We start from the raw sequence: 13,980 nt of genomic DNA, 5'->3' as shown, positions 1-13,980 counted from the left end.
AGGTGACTATGGAAATCAATACACACAATGCTAAAATCTTGCTCAGTGCGGCCAACAAGTCCCACTATCCGCAGGATGACTTGCCAGAGATTGCCCTTGCAGGGCGCTCCAATGTTGGGAAGTCCAGCTTTATCAATACCATGCTCAACCGCAAGAATCTTGCTCGTACGTCAGGGAAACCTGGGAAAACCCAGCTTCTTAACTTCTTTAATATCGACGACAAGATGCGTTTTGTGGATGTGCCTGGTTATGGCTACGCCCGCGTTTCCAAAAAGGAACGTGAAAAGTGGGGGCGCATGATTGAAGAGTACTTAACGACTCGGGAAAATCTCCGTGCAGTTGTCAGCCTAGTTGACCTCCGTCATGATCCATCAGCAGATGATGTGCAGATGTACGAATTTCTCAAGTATTATGAAATTCCGGTCATCATCGTTGCGACCAAGGCTGACAAGATTCCTCGTGGTAAATGGAACAAGCACGAATCAGCAATCAAAAAGAAATTAAATTTTGATCCAAGTGACGACTTCATCCTCTTTTCATCTGTCAGCAAGGCAGGGATGGATCAGGCTTGGAATGCAATATTAGAAAAATTGTGAGGGAAAGAAATGGCAAAAACAATTCATACAGACAAAGCTCCAAAGGCTATCGGACCATATGTCCAAGGGAAAATCGTTGGTAATCTTTTGTTTGCTAGCGGTCAAGTTCCTCTTTCACCTGAAACTGGAGAAATTGTAGGAGAGACTATCCAAGAACAGACCGAACAAGTCTTGAAAAACATTGGTGCTATTTTGGCAGAAGCGGGAACGGACTTTGATCACGTTGTCAAAACAACTTGCTTCTTGAGCGATATGAACGACTTTGTACCTTTTAATGAGGTTTACCAAACGGCCTTCAAAGAGGAGTTCCCAGCTCGTTCAGCTGTAGAGGTTGCACGTCTTCCTCGTGATGTAAAAGTCGAAATTGAAGTGATCGCAGAGATTGGATAAGCTAGTTGAAGTTTGGCTCTGCCAAACTTTTTTTGATATAAGGAGAGATAGATGACAAAGAAACAACTTCACCTGGTGATTGTGACAGGGATGAGTGGTGCAGGGAAAACGGTAGCCATTCAGTCCTTCGAAGATTTGGGATATTTCACTATTGACAACATGCCACCAGCCCTCTTGCCAAAGTTCTTGCAGTTGGTTGAGACCAAGGATGATGACCATAAGTTAGCACTAGTGGTGGACATGCGTAGCCGTTCCTTCTTTTCAGAGATTCAGGCAGTTTTGGATGAATTGGAAAACCAAGATGATTTGGATTTCAAAATTCTCTTTTTAGACGCAGCAGATAAGGAATTGGTGGCACGCTATAAGGAAACTAGACGGAGCCACCCACTTGCTGCAGATGGTCGGATTTTAGATGGCATCAAGCTGGAACGTGAACTCTTGGCACCTTTGAAAAACATGATCCAAAATGTGGTGGATACGACAGAACTTACTCCGCGTGAACTTCGTAAAACCATTGCAGAGCAATTTTCAGACCAAGAACAAGCCCAGTCTTTCCGTATCGAGGTCATGTCTTTTGGATTCAAGTATGGTATCCCTATCGATGCGGACTTAGTATTTGATGTCCGTTTTTTGCCAAATCCCTATTACCTACCAGAACTGCGTAATCAAACGGGGATGGATGAGCCTGTCTACAACTATGTCATGAAACATGCAGAATCGGAAAGTTTCTATCAGCACTTACTCGCCTTGATTGAACCCATTTTGCCAAGTTACAAAAAAGAAGGCAAGTCTGTTTTAACTATCGCAGTAGGATGTACAGGTGGACAGCACCGTAGTGTTGCCTTTGCCAAACGAATTGCTGAGGACCTTGCTAAAAACTGGCCTGTCAATGAAAGCCATCGTGACAAAGACCGAAGAAAGGAAACGGTAAACCGTTCATGAGAAAACCAAAAATAACGGTGATTGGTGGAGGAACAGGTATCCCCGTCATTTTGAAAAGTTTGCGAGAAAAGGATGTTGATATCGCTGCTATCGTAACGGTAGCTGATGATGGTGGATCTTCTGGTGAGCTAAGAAAGAATATCCAACAGCTGACACCACCAGGTGATCTTCGCAATGTCTTGGTAGCCATGTCAGATATGCCTAAGTTTTATGAGAAGGTTTTCCAGTACCGATTTTCAGAAGATGCTGGTGCTTTTGCGGGTCATCCACTAGGGAATATCATCATAGCAGGGCTCTCTGAAATGCAGGGGTCCACTTATAATGCTATGCAACTGCTAAGTCTCTTTTTCCACACAACAGGAAAGATTTACCCTTCAAGTGACCATCCCTTGACCTTACATGCCGTCTTTAAAGACGGTTCAGAGGTGGCCGGGGAGAGTCATATTGCTGACCATCCAGGTATGATTGACCATGTCTATGTGACCAATACTCTGGATGATGAAACACCGCAAGCCAGCCGTCGAGTGGTTACTACCATTCTCGAGAGTGATATGATCGTCTTGGGGCCTGGTTCCCTCTTTACATCGATTTTGCCCAATATTGTCATTGAGGAGATTGGGCAGGCTCTCTTGGAGACCAAGGCGGAGATCGCCTATGTCTGCAATATCATGACCCAGCGTGGGGAAACAGAGCACTTTTCAGACAGTGACCACGTGGAAGTCCTCCATCGACACTTAGGTCGGCCTTTTATTGATACGGTCTTGGTCAATATTGAAAAGGTTCCTAGAGAATACATGAATACCAACCGTTTCGATGAGTATTTGGTACAGGTGGAACATGATTTTGCTGGCCTCTGCAAACAGGTCCCTCGTGTGATTTCTTCCAACTTCCTTCGTTTGGAGAATGGAGGAGCCTTCCATGATGGGGATTTGATTGTAGACGAATTGATGCGCATCATACAGGTGAGAAAATGAGTTTTACAGTTGCAGTAAAAGAGGAAATTCTTGGTCAACACCATCTCAGTCGTCATGAATTATCAGCCATCATCAAGATGTCTGGTAGTATTGGTCTCTCGATTTCGGGCTTGACCTTGTCCGTCGTGACTGAAAATGCTAAGTTAGCTCGACACCTTTATGAGTCCTTTCTCCATTTTTATGAAATCAAGTCAGAGATTCGTCACCATCAGAGAAGCAATCTTCGCAAGAACCGTGTCTACACGGTCTATACCGATGAGAGGGTGCAGGAACTTTTAGCTGATTTGCGACTTGCGGATTCCTTCTTTGGTTTGGAGACGGGTATTGATCCCGATATCTTAGCAGATGAAGAAGCTGGTCGTGCTTACTTATGTGGGGCCTTTCTGGCAAATGGAAGTATACGTGATCCTGAGTCTGGCAAATACCAGCTAGAAATCAGTTCTGTTTATCTGGACCATGCCCAAGGACTGGCCTCTCTCCTCCAGCAATTTTTACTGGATGCCAAGGTTATTGAGCGAAAGAAAGGTGCGGTTACCTATCTCCAGCGTGCAGAGGACATCATGGATTTCTTGATTGTGATTGGGGCTATGCAGGCGCGTGACAACTTTGAGCGCGTCAAAATTTTGCGTGAAACCCGTAATGATCTCAATCGAGCCAATAACGCTGAAACAGCCAATATCGCTCGGACAGTTTCTGCCAGCATGAAGACTATCAATAATATCAGTAAAATCAAAGATAGAATGGGTCTAGAAAATCTACCAGTGGATTTGCAGGAGGTGGCTCAGTTGCGAATCCGGCACCCAGACTACTCTATCCAGCAGTTGGCAGATAGCCTGAGCAATCCCCTGACCAAGAGTGGTGTCAACCACAGACTTAGAAAAATAAACAAGATTGCGGATGAGTTATGAAGAGAGAACATAAGATAAGCGGATTTCTAACTTCTATATGTGCTTACGGGTACAAATTTGATAAAAAGAAGGGTGTGCTCATACTTTGAATTCTAGGGATATGAAAATAGTTGTAAAAGCTCTTAATTCTTGGTACAATAGAACTAAATAAGTAGGGTAGTAGTTTACGAGTGAAAACATGGTATAGCACCGTTGGAAAGTGATGGATTTAGCGAGGGTACACTAAATTTAGTAGTACCTAGCTATTGAAGCATGTGCTATTATCAAGATGACGGTTGAAATCCGTCCGCCTATAATCTTTAGTCCCAATTCAATGTTGGGGCTTTTGTCTTAATTCAGTCTCTTTTTCTACAATCAAAGTAGCCTTTATAATATTTCTAGGGGATTTACACGTTGCAAATAATATAAATCCATTACAAAACCACGAATCGTTGATCCGTGGTTCTTTTCTTATAAACTTGTTGAGTGTTTTGGTTGCACTTTTTGGTCAGGGTCGATGTAGTTGATGGCATTGTTAACAGCTGTTGGAGCTTCCCCCAGTCCTGTCGCAATCAAATCAATCTTTCCTTCATAGTAGCAGCAGTCGCCGATAGCATAGATACCTGCTTGGCTAGATTCTTGCTTGCTATTGACGATAATCTTGTGACGGTTGAGATCCAGACCCCAATTTTTAAGATTGCCGACAGATGATTTGAAACCATAGTTGACAAAGAGATGGTCTACTTCGATAGTTTCGGCATCATCTGATTTGACTTTGGTGATTTCTAGTTTGTCGAGTGTTTTTCCATCTCCGATAAGTTGGCTAGGAACGAACGGTGTCTTGATGGTTACAGATGATTCTTGTAGAGCTTGCACACTGTGTTCCAAGGCACGGAAGTTATCTCGACGGTGAACAAGGGTAGTTGGCGCAATTTTTTCAAAAGCTAGAGCCCAGTCCACAGCTGAGTCTCCCCCACCAAGGATGGTTACTTTCTTCCCAGCGTATTGTTGGATATTGGAAACGTGGTAGTGGATATTTTCATAGTTTTCAACGCCATCTAATTCGAGCGGACGTGGTTTGAAGGCGCCACCACCCATGGCAATGATAACTGTTTTAGTCAGGTGGCTACCTTTAGAGGTTGTAATGGCAAATCCTTGATCTTGTTTTTCAATCTCAAGAACGGTTTCATTGAGATGAATAGGGGTATCAAAGCCGTTTAGCTGTTCAATCAAGCGATTGGTCAACTCTTCTCCGGTTAAGTTTGGAAAACCTGGCACATCAAGGATTTGCTTTTCAGGGTAGAGGATGGCTGGTTGACCACCGAGCTGGGGAAGAGAGTCGATGATTTGGACTTTGGCTTGGCGTAGGTGGGCGTAAAAGGCAGCAAAGAGCCCGACAGGACCGCCACCTACAATGGTAATATCATAGAGTTGAGACATGATTTCTCCTTTGTTTTTTCTAGTCAGTTTATTTTATCATATTTTTGCTTAATTTAAAATGAGGTAGGATAGGGAAAAAATGGGCAAAAAATGGTATAATGATGAGTAAAGTGTTTTGACAGGGAGGAGGCCAAGGATGAATTTTCAACAATTATCCAATTTACAATACTGGACGAGTTTGTTTTCAAGTCCTTGGAGTATAGTCACCAATCTGATTGATATTCTCATTGTGACTTATATTTTATATCATTTTACTAAAGCTATTGCAGGCACCAAGATTATGATATTGGTCCGTGGAGTCTTAGTTTTTATTCTAGCCCAGATTCTTTCCAATATGATTGGTTTAACGACTATTTCCTGGTTGATCAATCAGATCATCACCTACGGGGTGATTGCAGCGGTGGTTATCTTTTCACCAGAGATTCGGACTGGTTTGGAGCGATTGGGCCGGGCTACTGATTTCTTCTCCAATGCCCCTATCAGTGCGGAAGAGCAGATGGTTCGTGCATTTGTGAAATCAGTTGAATACATGAGTCCTCGTAAGATTGGTGCTCTGATAGCGGTGCAGCGTGTAAGAACCTTGCAGGAATACATCTCGACAGGGATCCCTTTAGATGCTAAAATTTCGGCTGAATTGCTTATCAATATTTTCATTCCCAATACTCCCTTGCATGATGGTGCTGTCATTATCAAGGAAGACCGGATTGCCGTAACTTCAGCCTATCTACCCTTGACTGAAGATACTGGGATTTCTAAGGAGTTTGGAACGCGTCACAGGGCGGCGATTGGTTTGTCGGAAGTATCAGATGCTCTTACCTTTGTGGTTTCGGAAGAAACGGGTGGAATCTCCATCACCTATAATGGAGTCTTTAAGCACGATTTGACCTTGGAAGAGTTTGAATCTGAATTGAGAAGAATCTTACTTCCAAAATCAGAGAAAAAGCAAGGTCTGAAAGAGCGTTTGCTAGGAGGATTGAAACATGAGAAAAAATAGTCTATACATCATTTCTTCCTTCTTTTTCGCCTGCATTCTCTTTATCTATGCAACATTGACAAACTATCAGAATAGCAACAGTGCCAGACAGGTGCGGACGGAGACTTATACAAACACAGTTCTTAATGTCCCAATTGATATTCAGTATGACAGCGATCAGTATTTTATCAGTGGTTTTACATCTGAGGTGACGGTCTTTCTAACAGGGTCAAACAGAGTTGCTTTGGCGAGTGAGATGCAGGAAAGTACCCGCAAATTTAAGGTGACGGCTGATCTTTCTGATGCCAGTGTAGGAACCATCGAAGTTCCTCTAACCATTGAAAATCTTCCGAGTGGTTTGACGGCTGTTGCAACACCGCAAAAGATAACAGTGAAGGTCGGTAAAAAAGCAAAACGAGACAATGTCATTGTTGTGCCGGAGATTGACCCTAGTCAGATTGATTCTCGCGTGAAAATCGATACAGTTACTGTATCAGATGAAAAAGTAACGGTTATTAGTGATGAGGAAACCCTCTCCAAAGTAGATCGTGTTATTGCCATCTTACCGACGAGTGAACGGATAACTGGAAACTACTCGTCCTCTGTTCCTCTACAAGCAGTCGATAAAAATGGAAATGTCTTACCAAGCGTCATTATGCCATTTGACACAACTATGAAAATTACAACAAAAACAGCAACGTCTAGTTCAAGTAACTCGTCAACAAGTTCCTCAGAAGGCAGTTCGTCTTCAACGAGTTCAGAAACAAAATCAGATTCGTCTAAACAATAATAAATAATAGAAAAGGATGATAAATAAAATGGGTAAATATTTTGGGACCGATGGAGTCCGTGGAGAAGCAAACGTAGAACTGACACCAGAATTGGCTTTTAAACTAGGCCGTTTTGGTGGTTATGTCCTCAGTCAACATGAAACGGAAGCCCCTAAAGTCTTTGTAGGACGCGATACACGTATCTCAGGAGAAATGCTAGAATCTGCCTTGGTGGCAGGTCTCCTCTCTGTAGGGATTCACGTCTACAAACTTGGTGTCCTTGCAACACCAGCAGTAGCTTATTTGGTCAAAACTGAGGGAGCCAGTGCAGGTGTCATGATTTCCGCTAGCCACAACCCAGCCCTTGATAATGGAATTAAGTTCTTTGGTGGGGATGGTTTCAAACTTGATGATGAAAAAGAAGCAGAAATCGAAGCCTTGCTAGATGCTGCTGAAGATACTCTTCCTCGTCCAAGTGCAGAAGGTTTAGGAACCTTGGTGGACTATCCAGAAGGTTTGCGTAAGTACGAGGGCTACCTTGTTTCAACTGGAACTCCTCTTGAAGGAATGAAAGTGGCCTTGGACACAGCAAACGGTGCAGCGTCTACAAGTGCCCGTCAGATTTTTGCTGATCTTGGTGCTCAGTTGACAGTTATTGGCGAAACACCAGATGGTCTTAATATCAACTTGAATGTGGGTTCTACACACCCAGAAGCCCTTCAAGGAGTGGTCAAAGAAAGTGGGTCAGCTATTGGTTTGGCCTTTGACGGAGACAGTGACCGTTTGATTGCTGTTGATGAAAATGGCGACATCGTTGATGGTGATAAGATCATGTATATCATCGGGAAATACCTTTCTGAAAAAGGTCAGTTAGCCCAAAATACTATCGTAACAACCGTTATGTCTAACCTTGGTTTTCATAAGGCCTTGGACAGCGCAGGCATCAATAAGGCAGTCACTGCAGTTGGTGACCGCTATGTCGTCGAAGAAATGAGAAAATCAGGCTATAACCTTGGCGGTGAACAGTCTGGTCACGTTATCTTGATGGATTACAATACGACAGGTGATGGACAGTTAACTGCCGTTCAATTAACAAAAGTTATACGGGAAACCGGTAAAACCTTGTCTCAACTGGCATCAGAAGTAACGATTTACCCACAAAAACTGGTCAATATCCGAGTGGAAAATGCCATGAAAGAAAAAGCCATGGAAGTACCAGCCATCAAGGCAATCATCGAAAAGATGGAAGGAGAAATGGCAGGAAACGGCCGTATCCTTGTTCGCCCAAGTGGTACCGAACCTCTCTTGCGAGTTATGGCAGAGGCACCTACAACAGAAGAAGTCAATTACTATGTAGATACGATTGCTACTGTTGTTAAAGATGAGATCGGTATTGACTAAAGCCTAGAAAACTAGATGAAATGATAAAAATGTGGTACAATTGCATAGTAAATTGTAGCAATGGGAGAGAGAAATGAATCTTAAACGAGAACAAGAATTTGTTAGCCAGTATCACTTTGATGCTCGTAACTTTGAATGGGAAAATGAAAATGGGGCTCCTGAAACCAAGGTAGACGTGAATTTCCAGTTGCTCCAATACGACCAAGAAAACCAAGTAACCTCGCTAGTTGTTATCTTGAGCTTTATGATTGTCTTTGACAAATTTGTTATCAGTGGAACGATTTCTCAAGTTAACCATGTGGAAGGTCGTATTGTTAACGAACCAAGTGAATTTAACCAAGAAGAAGTTGAAACCTTGGCACGTCCATGCTTGAACATGCTCAACCGTTTGACGTATGAAGTAACAGAAATCGCCTTGGATCTTCCAGGGATCAATTTGGAGTTTTAGTCATGAAATTAGCTGTCATTACAGATTCTTCAGCCTATTTAGAGGAGAAGACGCTGCAAAGAGAGAATCTATTTATCTTGGATATTCCTGTCAATATTGATGGGGAGGAGTATGTTGAAGGTGCCAATCTGACTGCTGAGGAATTTTATCAAAAAATGGCTCAGTCTGCAGAATTGCCTAAAACTAGTCAACCAAATATTGCCAAATTGGATGAGATTCTAAGTTCCTTGAAAGGACAAGGTTATACCCATGTTTTGGGACTCTTTCTTTCGTCAGGGATTTCAGGTTTTTATCAGAATATCCAATACATGTTGGATGAGTATGATGGCTTGACCATAGCCTTTCCAGATACCCATATCACAAGTTCCCCTCTAGGATTTATGGTAGAGAGTGCCTTTGAATGGGCAGAACAGGGCGATGATTTTGCCCAGATTCAGGAGAAATTAGCACTTCAAATTGCTGATAATTCAGCCTTTATCATAGTAGATGACCTCGACCACTTGGTTAAGGGGGGACGTCTGTCAAATGGGGCAGCCATCTTAGGGAATCTCCTTAGCATCAAGCCCATTCTTTATTTCAATGACCAAGGTGTGATTGAAGTTTACGAAAAAGTTCGTACAGAAAAGAAGGCAATCAAACGTTTGGTGGAAATCATCAAAGAGTCGACAAAAGATGGGAATTACCGTATCACAGTCATACATGGCAATGCTCCTCAAAAGGCAGCGGGCTTACGTCAGCTTTTGATGGAGAGTGGTGTGACTTCTGAAATTCCAATCGCAACCTTTGGTAGTGTCATTGGAACCCACCTTGGAGAAGGTAGTATCGCTTTAAGCTATACGCCAATCGTCTAGATTGTTCTTACAAGCTTTATATCATAGTAATTGAACACGGACTGCCTGCCTCTTGAAAAAAGATGCCTGTCTTGCCCCTCGTGGAAAGTCAGCGTCATTCCCTATTTTTCATGGGTAGCTAACGTCCTTTGTATCTTGATAATTGAACACGCCTGGAACCCTGTGTGAAAAAGATAGTTCTTCCAAGGAGTATACGCTCCTTGATCAGAACTCCTATTTTCACTTTGTGTTCTTACAGGCTTTGTATCTTAGCAATTGAACACGGCCTACCTGCCTCTTGAAAAAAGATGTCTGTCTTGCCTTTCATGGAAAGTCAGCGCCATTCCCTATTTTTCATGGGCAGCTAACGTCCTTTGTATCTTAGTCAGGAGTAGAGATGAGTATTCGAGTGATTATTGCCGGTTTTAAGGGGAAGATGGGCCAAGCTGCCTGTCAGATGGTCTTGGCTGATCCTGACTTGGACTTGGTGGCAGTTTTGGATCCTTTTGAGTCTGAATCAGAATGGAAAGGTATTCCTGTCTTCAATGATAAGGCAGCCTTGGCTGGATTTGAAGCGGATGTCTGGGTGGATTTCACCACACCAGCTGTTGCCTACGAAAATACACGCTTTGCTCTTGAAAATGGCTTTGCTCCAGTGGTTGGAACAACAGGCTTCACTAGTGAAGAAATTGCAGAACTAAAAGCATTTTCCCGTGAACAAGATTTGGGTGGCTTGATTGCCCCTAACTTTGCCTTGGGTGCGGTCTTGCTTATGCAATTTGCGGCCCAGGCTGCCAAATATTTCCCAAATGTGGAGATTATCGAGCTCCATCATGACAAGAAAAAAGATGCTCCGAGTGGAACAGCCATTAAAACAGCTGAGTTGATGGCAGAAGTTCGAGAGTCTATCCAACAAGGTGCGCCTGATGAGGAGGAACTGCTTGCAGGAGCTCGTGGAGCTGACTTTGAAGGTATGCGAATCCACTCAGTCCGTCTACCAGGATTGGTAGCTCATCAGGAAGTCATTTTTGGAAATCAGGGAGAAGGATTGACCCTCCGTCATGACTCCTATGATCGCAGCTCCTTCATGACAGGGGTCAATTTGGGAATCAAAGAAGTTGTCAAGCGTCATGAGCTTGTCTATGGATTAGAACACCTATTATGAGATTAACGCAAATGCCTTCTGAATTTCAGAAGGCTTTACCAGTATTAGAAAAAATTAAAGAAGCAGGCTTTGAGGCCTATTTTGTTGGGGGCTCCGTCAGAGATGCCCTCCTCAATCGTCCCATCCACGATGTGGATATCGCGACGTCTTCTTATCCAGAAGAAACCAAGCAGATTTTCCCTCGCACAGCTGACATCGGAATCGAGCACGGAACCGTCTTGGTCCTAGATGGGGACGAGGAGTATGAGGTAACAACCTTTCGAACAGAGGATGTCTATGTGGACTATCGTAGACCCAGTGCGGTTTCCTTTGTGCGTTCGCTAGAAGAGGACCTCAAGCGTCGTGATTTTACAGTCAATGCTTTTGCCTTGGATGAAACAGGCGAAATCATTGATTTGTTCCATGGTTTAGAAGATTTGAAAAACCAAGTCTTGCGAGCAGTTGGAGTGGCTAGTGAACGTTTCAACGAAGATGCTTTGCGTATTATGCGTGGTTTCCGTTTTCAGGCCAGTCTTGGTTTTAAACTTGAGTCAGAAACTTTTGTGGCGATGAAGACTTTGACACCCCTCTTGGAGAAAATTTCTGTGGAGCGCACCTTCGTTGAGTTTGATAAACTCTTGCTGGCACCTTTTTGGCGAGTTGGTCTGTCTTCCATGATTGAGAGTCAAGCTTATGATTATCTCCCTGATATGGCAGCCAGTCGAGAAAAGCTTCAAAAATTGTTTGATTTAGAGGCGGATTTCACCTTTGAGTCTTCCGAACAAGCCTGGGCGGCCCTCTTGTGGGCTTTGGAGATTAAAGATGCACAGCCATTTTTGAAAGCTTGGAAAACCTCACGCCAGTTTGCCAAGCAAGTACAGGATTTGCTGACTATTTTGGCTTTGCGAGAAGAAGGAGAGTTGAGCAAGCGCGATTGTTACCGCTTTGACTTGGATTCTCTTCTACAAGCTGAAAGTCTTCGTCAGGCTCAAGGGAAAGAAGTCAACCCACAAGCCATCACAGAAACTTACCAGAGTTTGACCATTCATGATAAGAAAGAAATCCAGATTAACGGAGGAGTTCTGATTAAGGAATATGGTTACCAGCCAGGACCAGACTTGGGAGAGATTTTAACAGAGATTGAGTTTGCCATTGTCGATGGAGAGTTGGAAAATGATCGTCAAGCAATCCATGCTTACCTGAGGGAGAAAAAATGAGTGATTTTATCGTTGAAAAACTAAGCAAATCCGTTGGTGACAAGACCGTTTTTAAGGATATTTCCTTTATTATCCATGATTTGGATAGAATTGGTCTGATTGGTGTTAATGGAACGGGTAAGACAACCCTTTTGGACGTCCTTTCTGGCACTTCTGGCTTTGATGGGGACGTCAGCCCTTTTTCCACTAAGAATGACTACAAGATTGGTTACTTGACCCAGAATCCAGACTTTGATGATAGCAAGACGGTCTTGGATACGGTTCTTTCCAGCGACCTCAAGGAAATTCAGCTCATTCGTGAGTATGAATTGATCATGCTCAACTACAGTGAGGATAAGCAGGCTCGTTTGGAACGTGTTATAGCAGAGATGGATTCTCTCCAAGCTTGGGAAATTGAAAGCCAGGTCAAGACGGTTCTCAGCAAGTTGGGTATTCAGGACTTATCGACTCCAGTTGGTGAATTGTCAGGTGGTCTGAGAAGAAGGGTTCAGTTGGCGCAAGTTCTTCTTGGCAACCACGATCTCTTGCTTCTGGACGAGCCAACCAATCACCTAGACATTGCGACCGTTGAATGGCTGACCCTTTTTTTGAAAAATTCCAAGAAAACCGTCCTCTTTATCACCCACGATCGCTATTTTCTAGATGCACTATCAACGCGGATTTTCGAGTTGGACCGAGCAGGCTTGACCGAGTATCAGGGAAATTATCAGGATTATGTTCGCCTCAAAGCAGAGCAGGATGAGCGTGACGTAGCACTTCTCCACAAAAAAGAACAACTCTATAAGCAAGAATTAGCCTGGATGCGCAGACAACCGCAAGCGCGTGCGACCAAGCAGCAGGCTCGTATCAATCGTTTCCATGACTTGAAAAAAGAAGTTTCAGGCGGCGTTGCTGAGGCAGACTTGACCATGAACTTTGAAACCAGTCGGATTGGGAAAAAAGTCATCGAGTTTAAAGATGTTTCCTTTGCTTATGAGAATAAGCCAATATTGCAAGATTTTAATCTCTTGGTGCAAGCTAAAGACCGTATCGGTATCGTTGGGGACAACGGTGTGGGGAAGTCAACTTTGCTTAACCTCATCGCAGGAAGTCTTGAGCCGACAGCAGGGCAAGTTGTGATTGGGGAAACCGTTTGTATCGCCTATTTCTCTCAACAAATTGATGGCCTGGATGAAAGCAAGCGCGTTATCAATTACCTGCAGGAAGTGGCAGAGGAGGTCAAGACTAGTGGTGGTTCCACGACTTCCATCGCTGAGTTGCTGGAGCAGTTCCTCTTTCCGCGTTCGACGCATGGAACCTTGATTGAGAAATTGTCTGGTGGCGAGAAAAAACGCCTTTATCTCCTCAAATTACTCTTGGAAAAACCAAATGTTCTTCTCCTGGACGAGCCAACCAATGATTTGGATATTGTAACTTTGACAGTTTTGGAGAATTTCTTGCAGAGCTTTGCAGGGCCTGTCTTGACAGTTAGCCATGACCGCTATTTCTTGGATAAGGTAGCAACTAAGATTCTTGCTTTTGAGGATGGCAAGATTCGTCCTTTCTTTGGCCATTACACTGATTACCTTGACGAAAAAGCTTTTGAAGCAGAAACAGCAAGTCAAGTTCAAAAGGCAGAAAAGGAGAAAGTGGTCAAGGTACGTGAAGACAAGAAACGTATGACCTACCAAGAAAAGCAGGAGTGGGCAAGCATTGAAGGCGATATTGAAACATTGGAAGGTCGTATCGCTGCTATTGAAGAAGAAATGCAGGCAAATGGCTCTGACTTTGGTAAACTAGCGACTCTCCAAAAAGAACTGGATGAGAAAAACGAAGCACTCCTTGAAAAATACGAACGCTATGAATACCTAAGTGACTTTGATAGTTAGGTGAATAGAAAAATCCTGTTATTTGAACTGCACCCCAAAAGTTAGACAGAAAAAATCTAACTTTTGGGGTGTTTTATTATGAAATTGAGTTATGAAGATA

General features: G+C 43.4%; 14 protein-coding genes. 13 read left to right on the top strand and 1 reads right to left on the bottom strand.

The window, feature by feature from the left end; genetic code table 11:
* The first annotated feature begins 8 nt into the window (after positions 1-8).
* The 5 genes from yihA to whiA are packed head-to-tail and all read left to right on the top strand — an operon-like array spanning position 9 to position 3,810.
* Positions 9-596, top strand: coding sequence for a ribosome biogenesis GTP-binding protein YihA/YsxC (gene yihA, locus ACIY14_RS08840; protein ID WP_409002309.1), 588 nt, complete (start codon positions 9-11; stop codon positions 594-596).
* Between the two features lie 9 nt (positions 597-605).
* The gene (locus ACIY14_RS08835; RefSeq protein ID WP_001140420.1) at positions 606-986 is read left to right on the top strand and encodes a RidA family protein; all 381 of its coding nucleotides are present in this window, start codon (positions 606-608) and stop codon (positions 984-986) included.
* Positions 987-1,037: 51 nt separating this feature from the next.
* Positions 1,038-1,928, top strand: a complete 891-nt coding sequence (rapZ, locus tag ACIY14_RS08830) for an RNase adapter RapZ (RefSeq protein WP_409002308.1) — start codon at positions 1,038-1,040, stop codon at positions 1,926-1,928.
* On the top strand, positions 1,925-2,902 hold the full coding sequence (locus ACIY14_RS08825) for a YvcK family protein (RefSeq protein WP_409002307.1): 978 nt from the start codon (positions 1,925-1,927) through the stop codon (positions 2,900-2,902). Before rapZ ends, ACIY14_RS08825 begins: the two co-directional genes overlap by 4 nt.
* Positions 2,899-3,810 carry a DNA-binding protein WhiA gene (gene whiA / locus ACIY14_RS08820; protein ID WP_409002306.1) on the top strand — a complete coding sequence of 304 codons (912 nt, stop codon included), beginning with the start codon at positions 2,899-2,901 and terminating at the stop codon, positions 3,808-3,810. Before ACIY14_RS08825 ends, whiA begins: the two co-directional genes overlap by 4 nt.
* 450 nt (positions 3,811-4,260) lie before the next feature.
* Here the strand turns inward: whiA and ACIY14_RS08815 are convergent, their stop codons facing one another.
* The gene (locus ACIY14_RS08815) at positions 4,261-5,229 is read right to left on the bottom strand and encodes an NAD(P)/FAD-dependent oxidoreductase (RefSeq protein ID WP_409002305.1); all 969 of its coding nucleotides are present in this window, start codon (positions 5,227-5,229) and stop codon (positions 4,261-4,263) included.
* Positions 5,230-5,365: 136 nt separating this feature from the next.
* Between ACIY14_RS08815 and cdaA the strand changes: the two genes are divergently transcribed.
* The 8 genes from cdaA (at position 5,366) to ACIY14_RS08775 (ending at position 13,880) form a co-directional block, all read left to right on the top strand.
* Complete coding sequence (cdaA, locus tag ACIY14_RS08810; RefSeq protein WP_409002304.1) at positions 5,366-6,223, top strand: diadenylate cyclase CdaA; 858 nt, start codon at positions 5,366-5,368, stop codon at positions 6,221-6,223.
* A complete protein-coding gene (locus ACIY14_RS08805) occupies positions 6,210-6,992 on the top strand; it encodes a YbbR-like domain-containing protein (RefSeq protein WP_001230922.1) in 783 nt (260 codons plus the stop codon). Before cdaA ends, ACIY14_RS08805 begins: the two co-directional genes overlap by 14 nt.
* Positions 6,993-7,020: 28 nt before the next feature.
* Positions 7,021-8,373: a phosphoglucosamine mutase gene (gene glmM / locus ACIY14_RS08800; protein WP_409002303.1), complete on the top strand. Its 1,353-nt coding sequence runs from the start codon at positions 7,021-7,023 to the stop codon at positions 8,371-8,373.
* Positions 8,374-8,446: 73 nt separating this feature from the next.
* On the top strand, positions 8,447-8,821 hold the full coding sequence (locus tag ACIY14_RS08795; RefSeq protein WP_001050095.1) for a DUF1149 family protein: 375 nt from the start codon (positions 8,447-8,449) through the stop codon (positions 8,819-8,821).
* Between the two features lie 2 nt (positions 8,822-8,823).
* Complete coding sequence (locus ACIY14_RS08790) at positions 8,824-9,672, top strand: DegV family protein (RefSeq protein WP_409002302.1); 849 nt, start codon at positions 8,824-8,826, stop codon at positions 9,670-9,672.
* Positions 9,673-10,048: 376 nt separating this feature from the next.
* Positions 10,049-10,816 carry a 4-hydroxy-tetrahydrodipicolinate reductase gene (gene dapB, locus ACIY14_RS08785; protein ID WP_409002301.1) on the top strand — a complete coding sequence of 256 codons (768 nt, stop codon included), beginning with the start codon at positions 10,049-10,051 and terminating at the stop codon, positions 10,814-10,816.
* Positions 10,813-12,012 (top strand): CCA tRNA nucleotidyltransferase, encoded by a 1,200-nt coding sequence (locus ACIY14_RS08780; RefSeq protein WP_409002300.1) that lies wholly within the window; start codon positions 10,813-10,815, stop codon positions 12,010-12,012. The genes dapB and ACIY14_RS08780 overlap by 4 nt, the downstream gene beginning before the upstream one ends.
* Positions 12,009-13,880, top strand: a complete 1,872-nt coding sequence (locus ACIY14_RS08775) for an ABC-F family ATP-binding cassette domain-containing protein (protein WP_409002299.1) — start codon at positions 12,009-12,011, stop codon at positions 13,878-13,880. Before ACIY14_RS08780 ends, ACIY14_RS08775 begins: the two co-directional genes overlap by 4 nt.
* Positions 13,881-13,980 lie beyond the last annotated feature (100 nt).

It is taken from the genome of Streptococcus sp. ST16 (assembly GCF_046098135.1).
In the GTDB taxonomy this organism is placed as follows: domain Bacteria; phylum Bacillota; class Bacilli; order Lactobacillales; family Streptococcaceae; genus Streptococcus.
The sequence above is the reverse complement of the archived record's forward strand: the minus strand, read 5'-3'. Positions and strand labels throughout refer to the sequence as shown.

Coding starts and splice junctions, on each gene's coding strand:
- cdaA (WP_409002304.1), top strand. CDS start 5,366: ATGAATTTTCAACAATTATCCAATTTACAATACTGGACGAGTTTGTTT.
- ACIY14_RS08790 (WP_409002302.1), top strand. CDS start 8,824: ATGAAATTAGCTGTCATTACAGATTCTTCAGCCTATTTAGAGGAGAAG.
- dapB (WP_409002301.1), top strand. CDS start 10,049: ATGAGTATTCGAGTGATTATTGCCGGTTTTAAGGGGAAGATGGGCCAA.
- ACIY14_RS08775 (WP_409002299.1), top strand. CDS start 12,009: ATGAGTGATTTTATCGTTGAAAAACTAAGCAAATCCGTTGGTGACAAG.
- ACIY14_RS08780 (WP_409002300.1), top strand. CDS start 10,813: ATGAGATTAACGCAAATGCCTTCTGAATTTCAGAAGGCTTTACCAGTA.
- ACIY14_RS08835 (WP_001140420.1), top strand. CDS start 606: ATGGCAAAAACAATTCATACAGACAAAGCTCCAAAGGCTATCGGACCA.
- yihA (WP_409002309.1), top strand. CDS start 9: ATGGAAATCAATACACACAATGCTAAAATCTTGCTCAGTGCGGCCAAC.
- whiA (WP_409002306.1), top strand. CDS start 2,899: ATGAGTTTTACAGTTGCAGTAAAAGAGGAAATTCTTGGTCAACACCAT.
- ACIY14_RS08795 (WP_001050095.1), top strand. CDS start 8,447: ATGAATCTTAAACGAGAACAAGAATTTGTTAGCCAGTATCACTTTGAT.
- ACIY14_RS08815 (WP_409002305.1), bottom strand. CDS start 5,229: ATGTCTCAACTCTATGATATTACCATTGTAGGTGGCGGTCCTGTCGGG.
- ACIY14_RS08805 (WP_001230922.1), top strand. CDS start 6,210: ATGAGAAAAAATAGTCTATACATCATTTCTTCCTTCTTTTTCGCCTGC.
- ACIY14_RS08825 (WP_409002307.1), top strand. CDS start 1,925: ATGAGAAAACCAAAAATAACGGTGATTGGTGGAGGAACAGGTATCCCC.
- glmM (WP_409002303.1), top strand. CDS start 7,021: ATGGGTAAATATTTTGGGACCGATGGAGTCCGTGGAGAAGCAAACGTA.
- rapZ (WP_409002308.1), top strand. CDS start 1,038: ATGACAAAGAAACAACTTCACCTGGTGATTGTGACAGGGATGAGTGGT.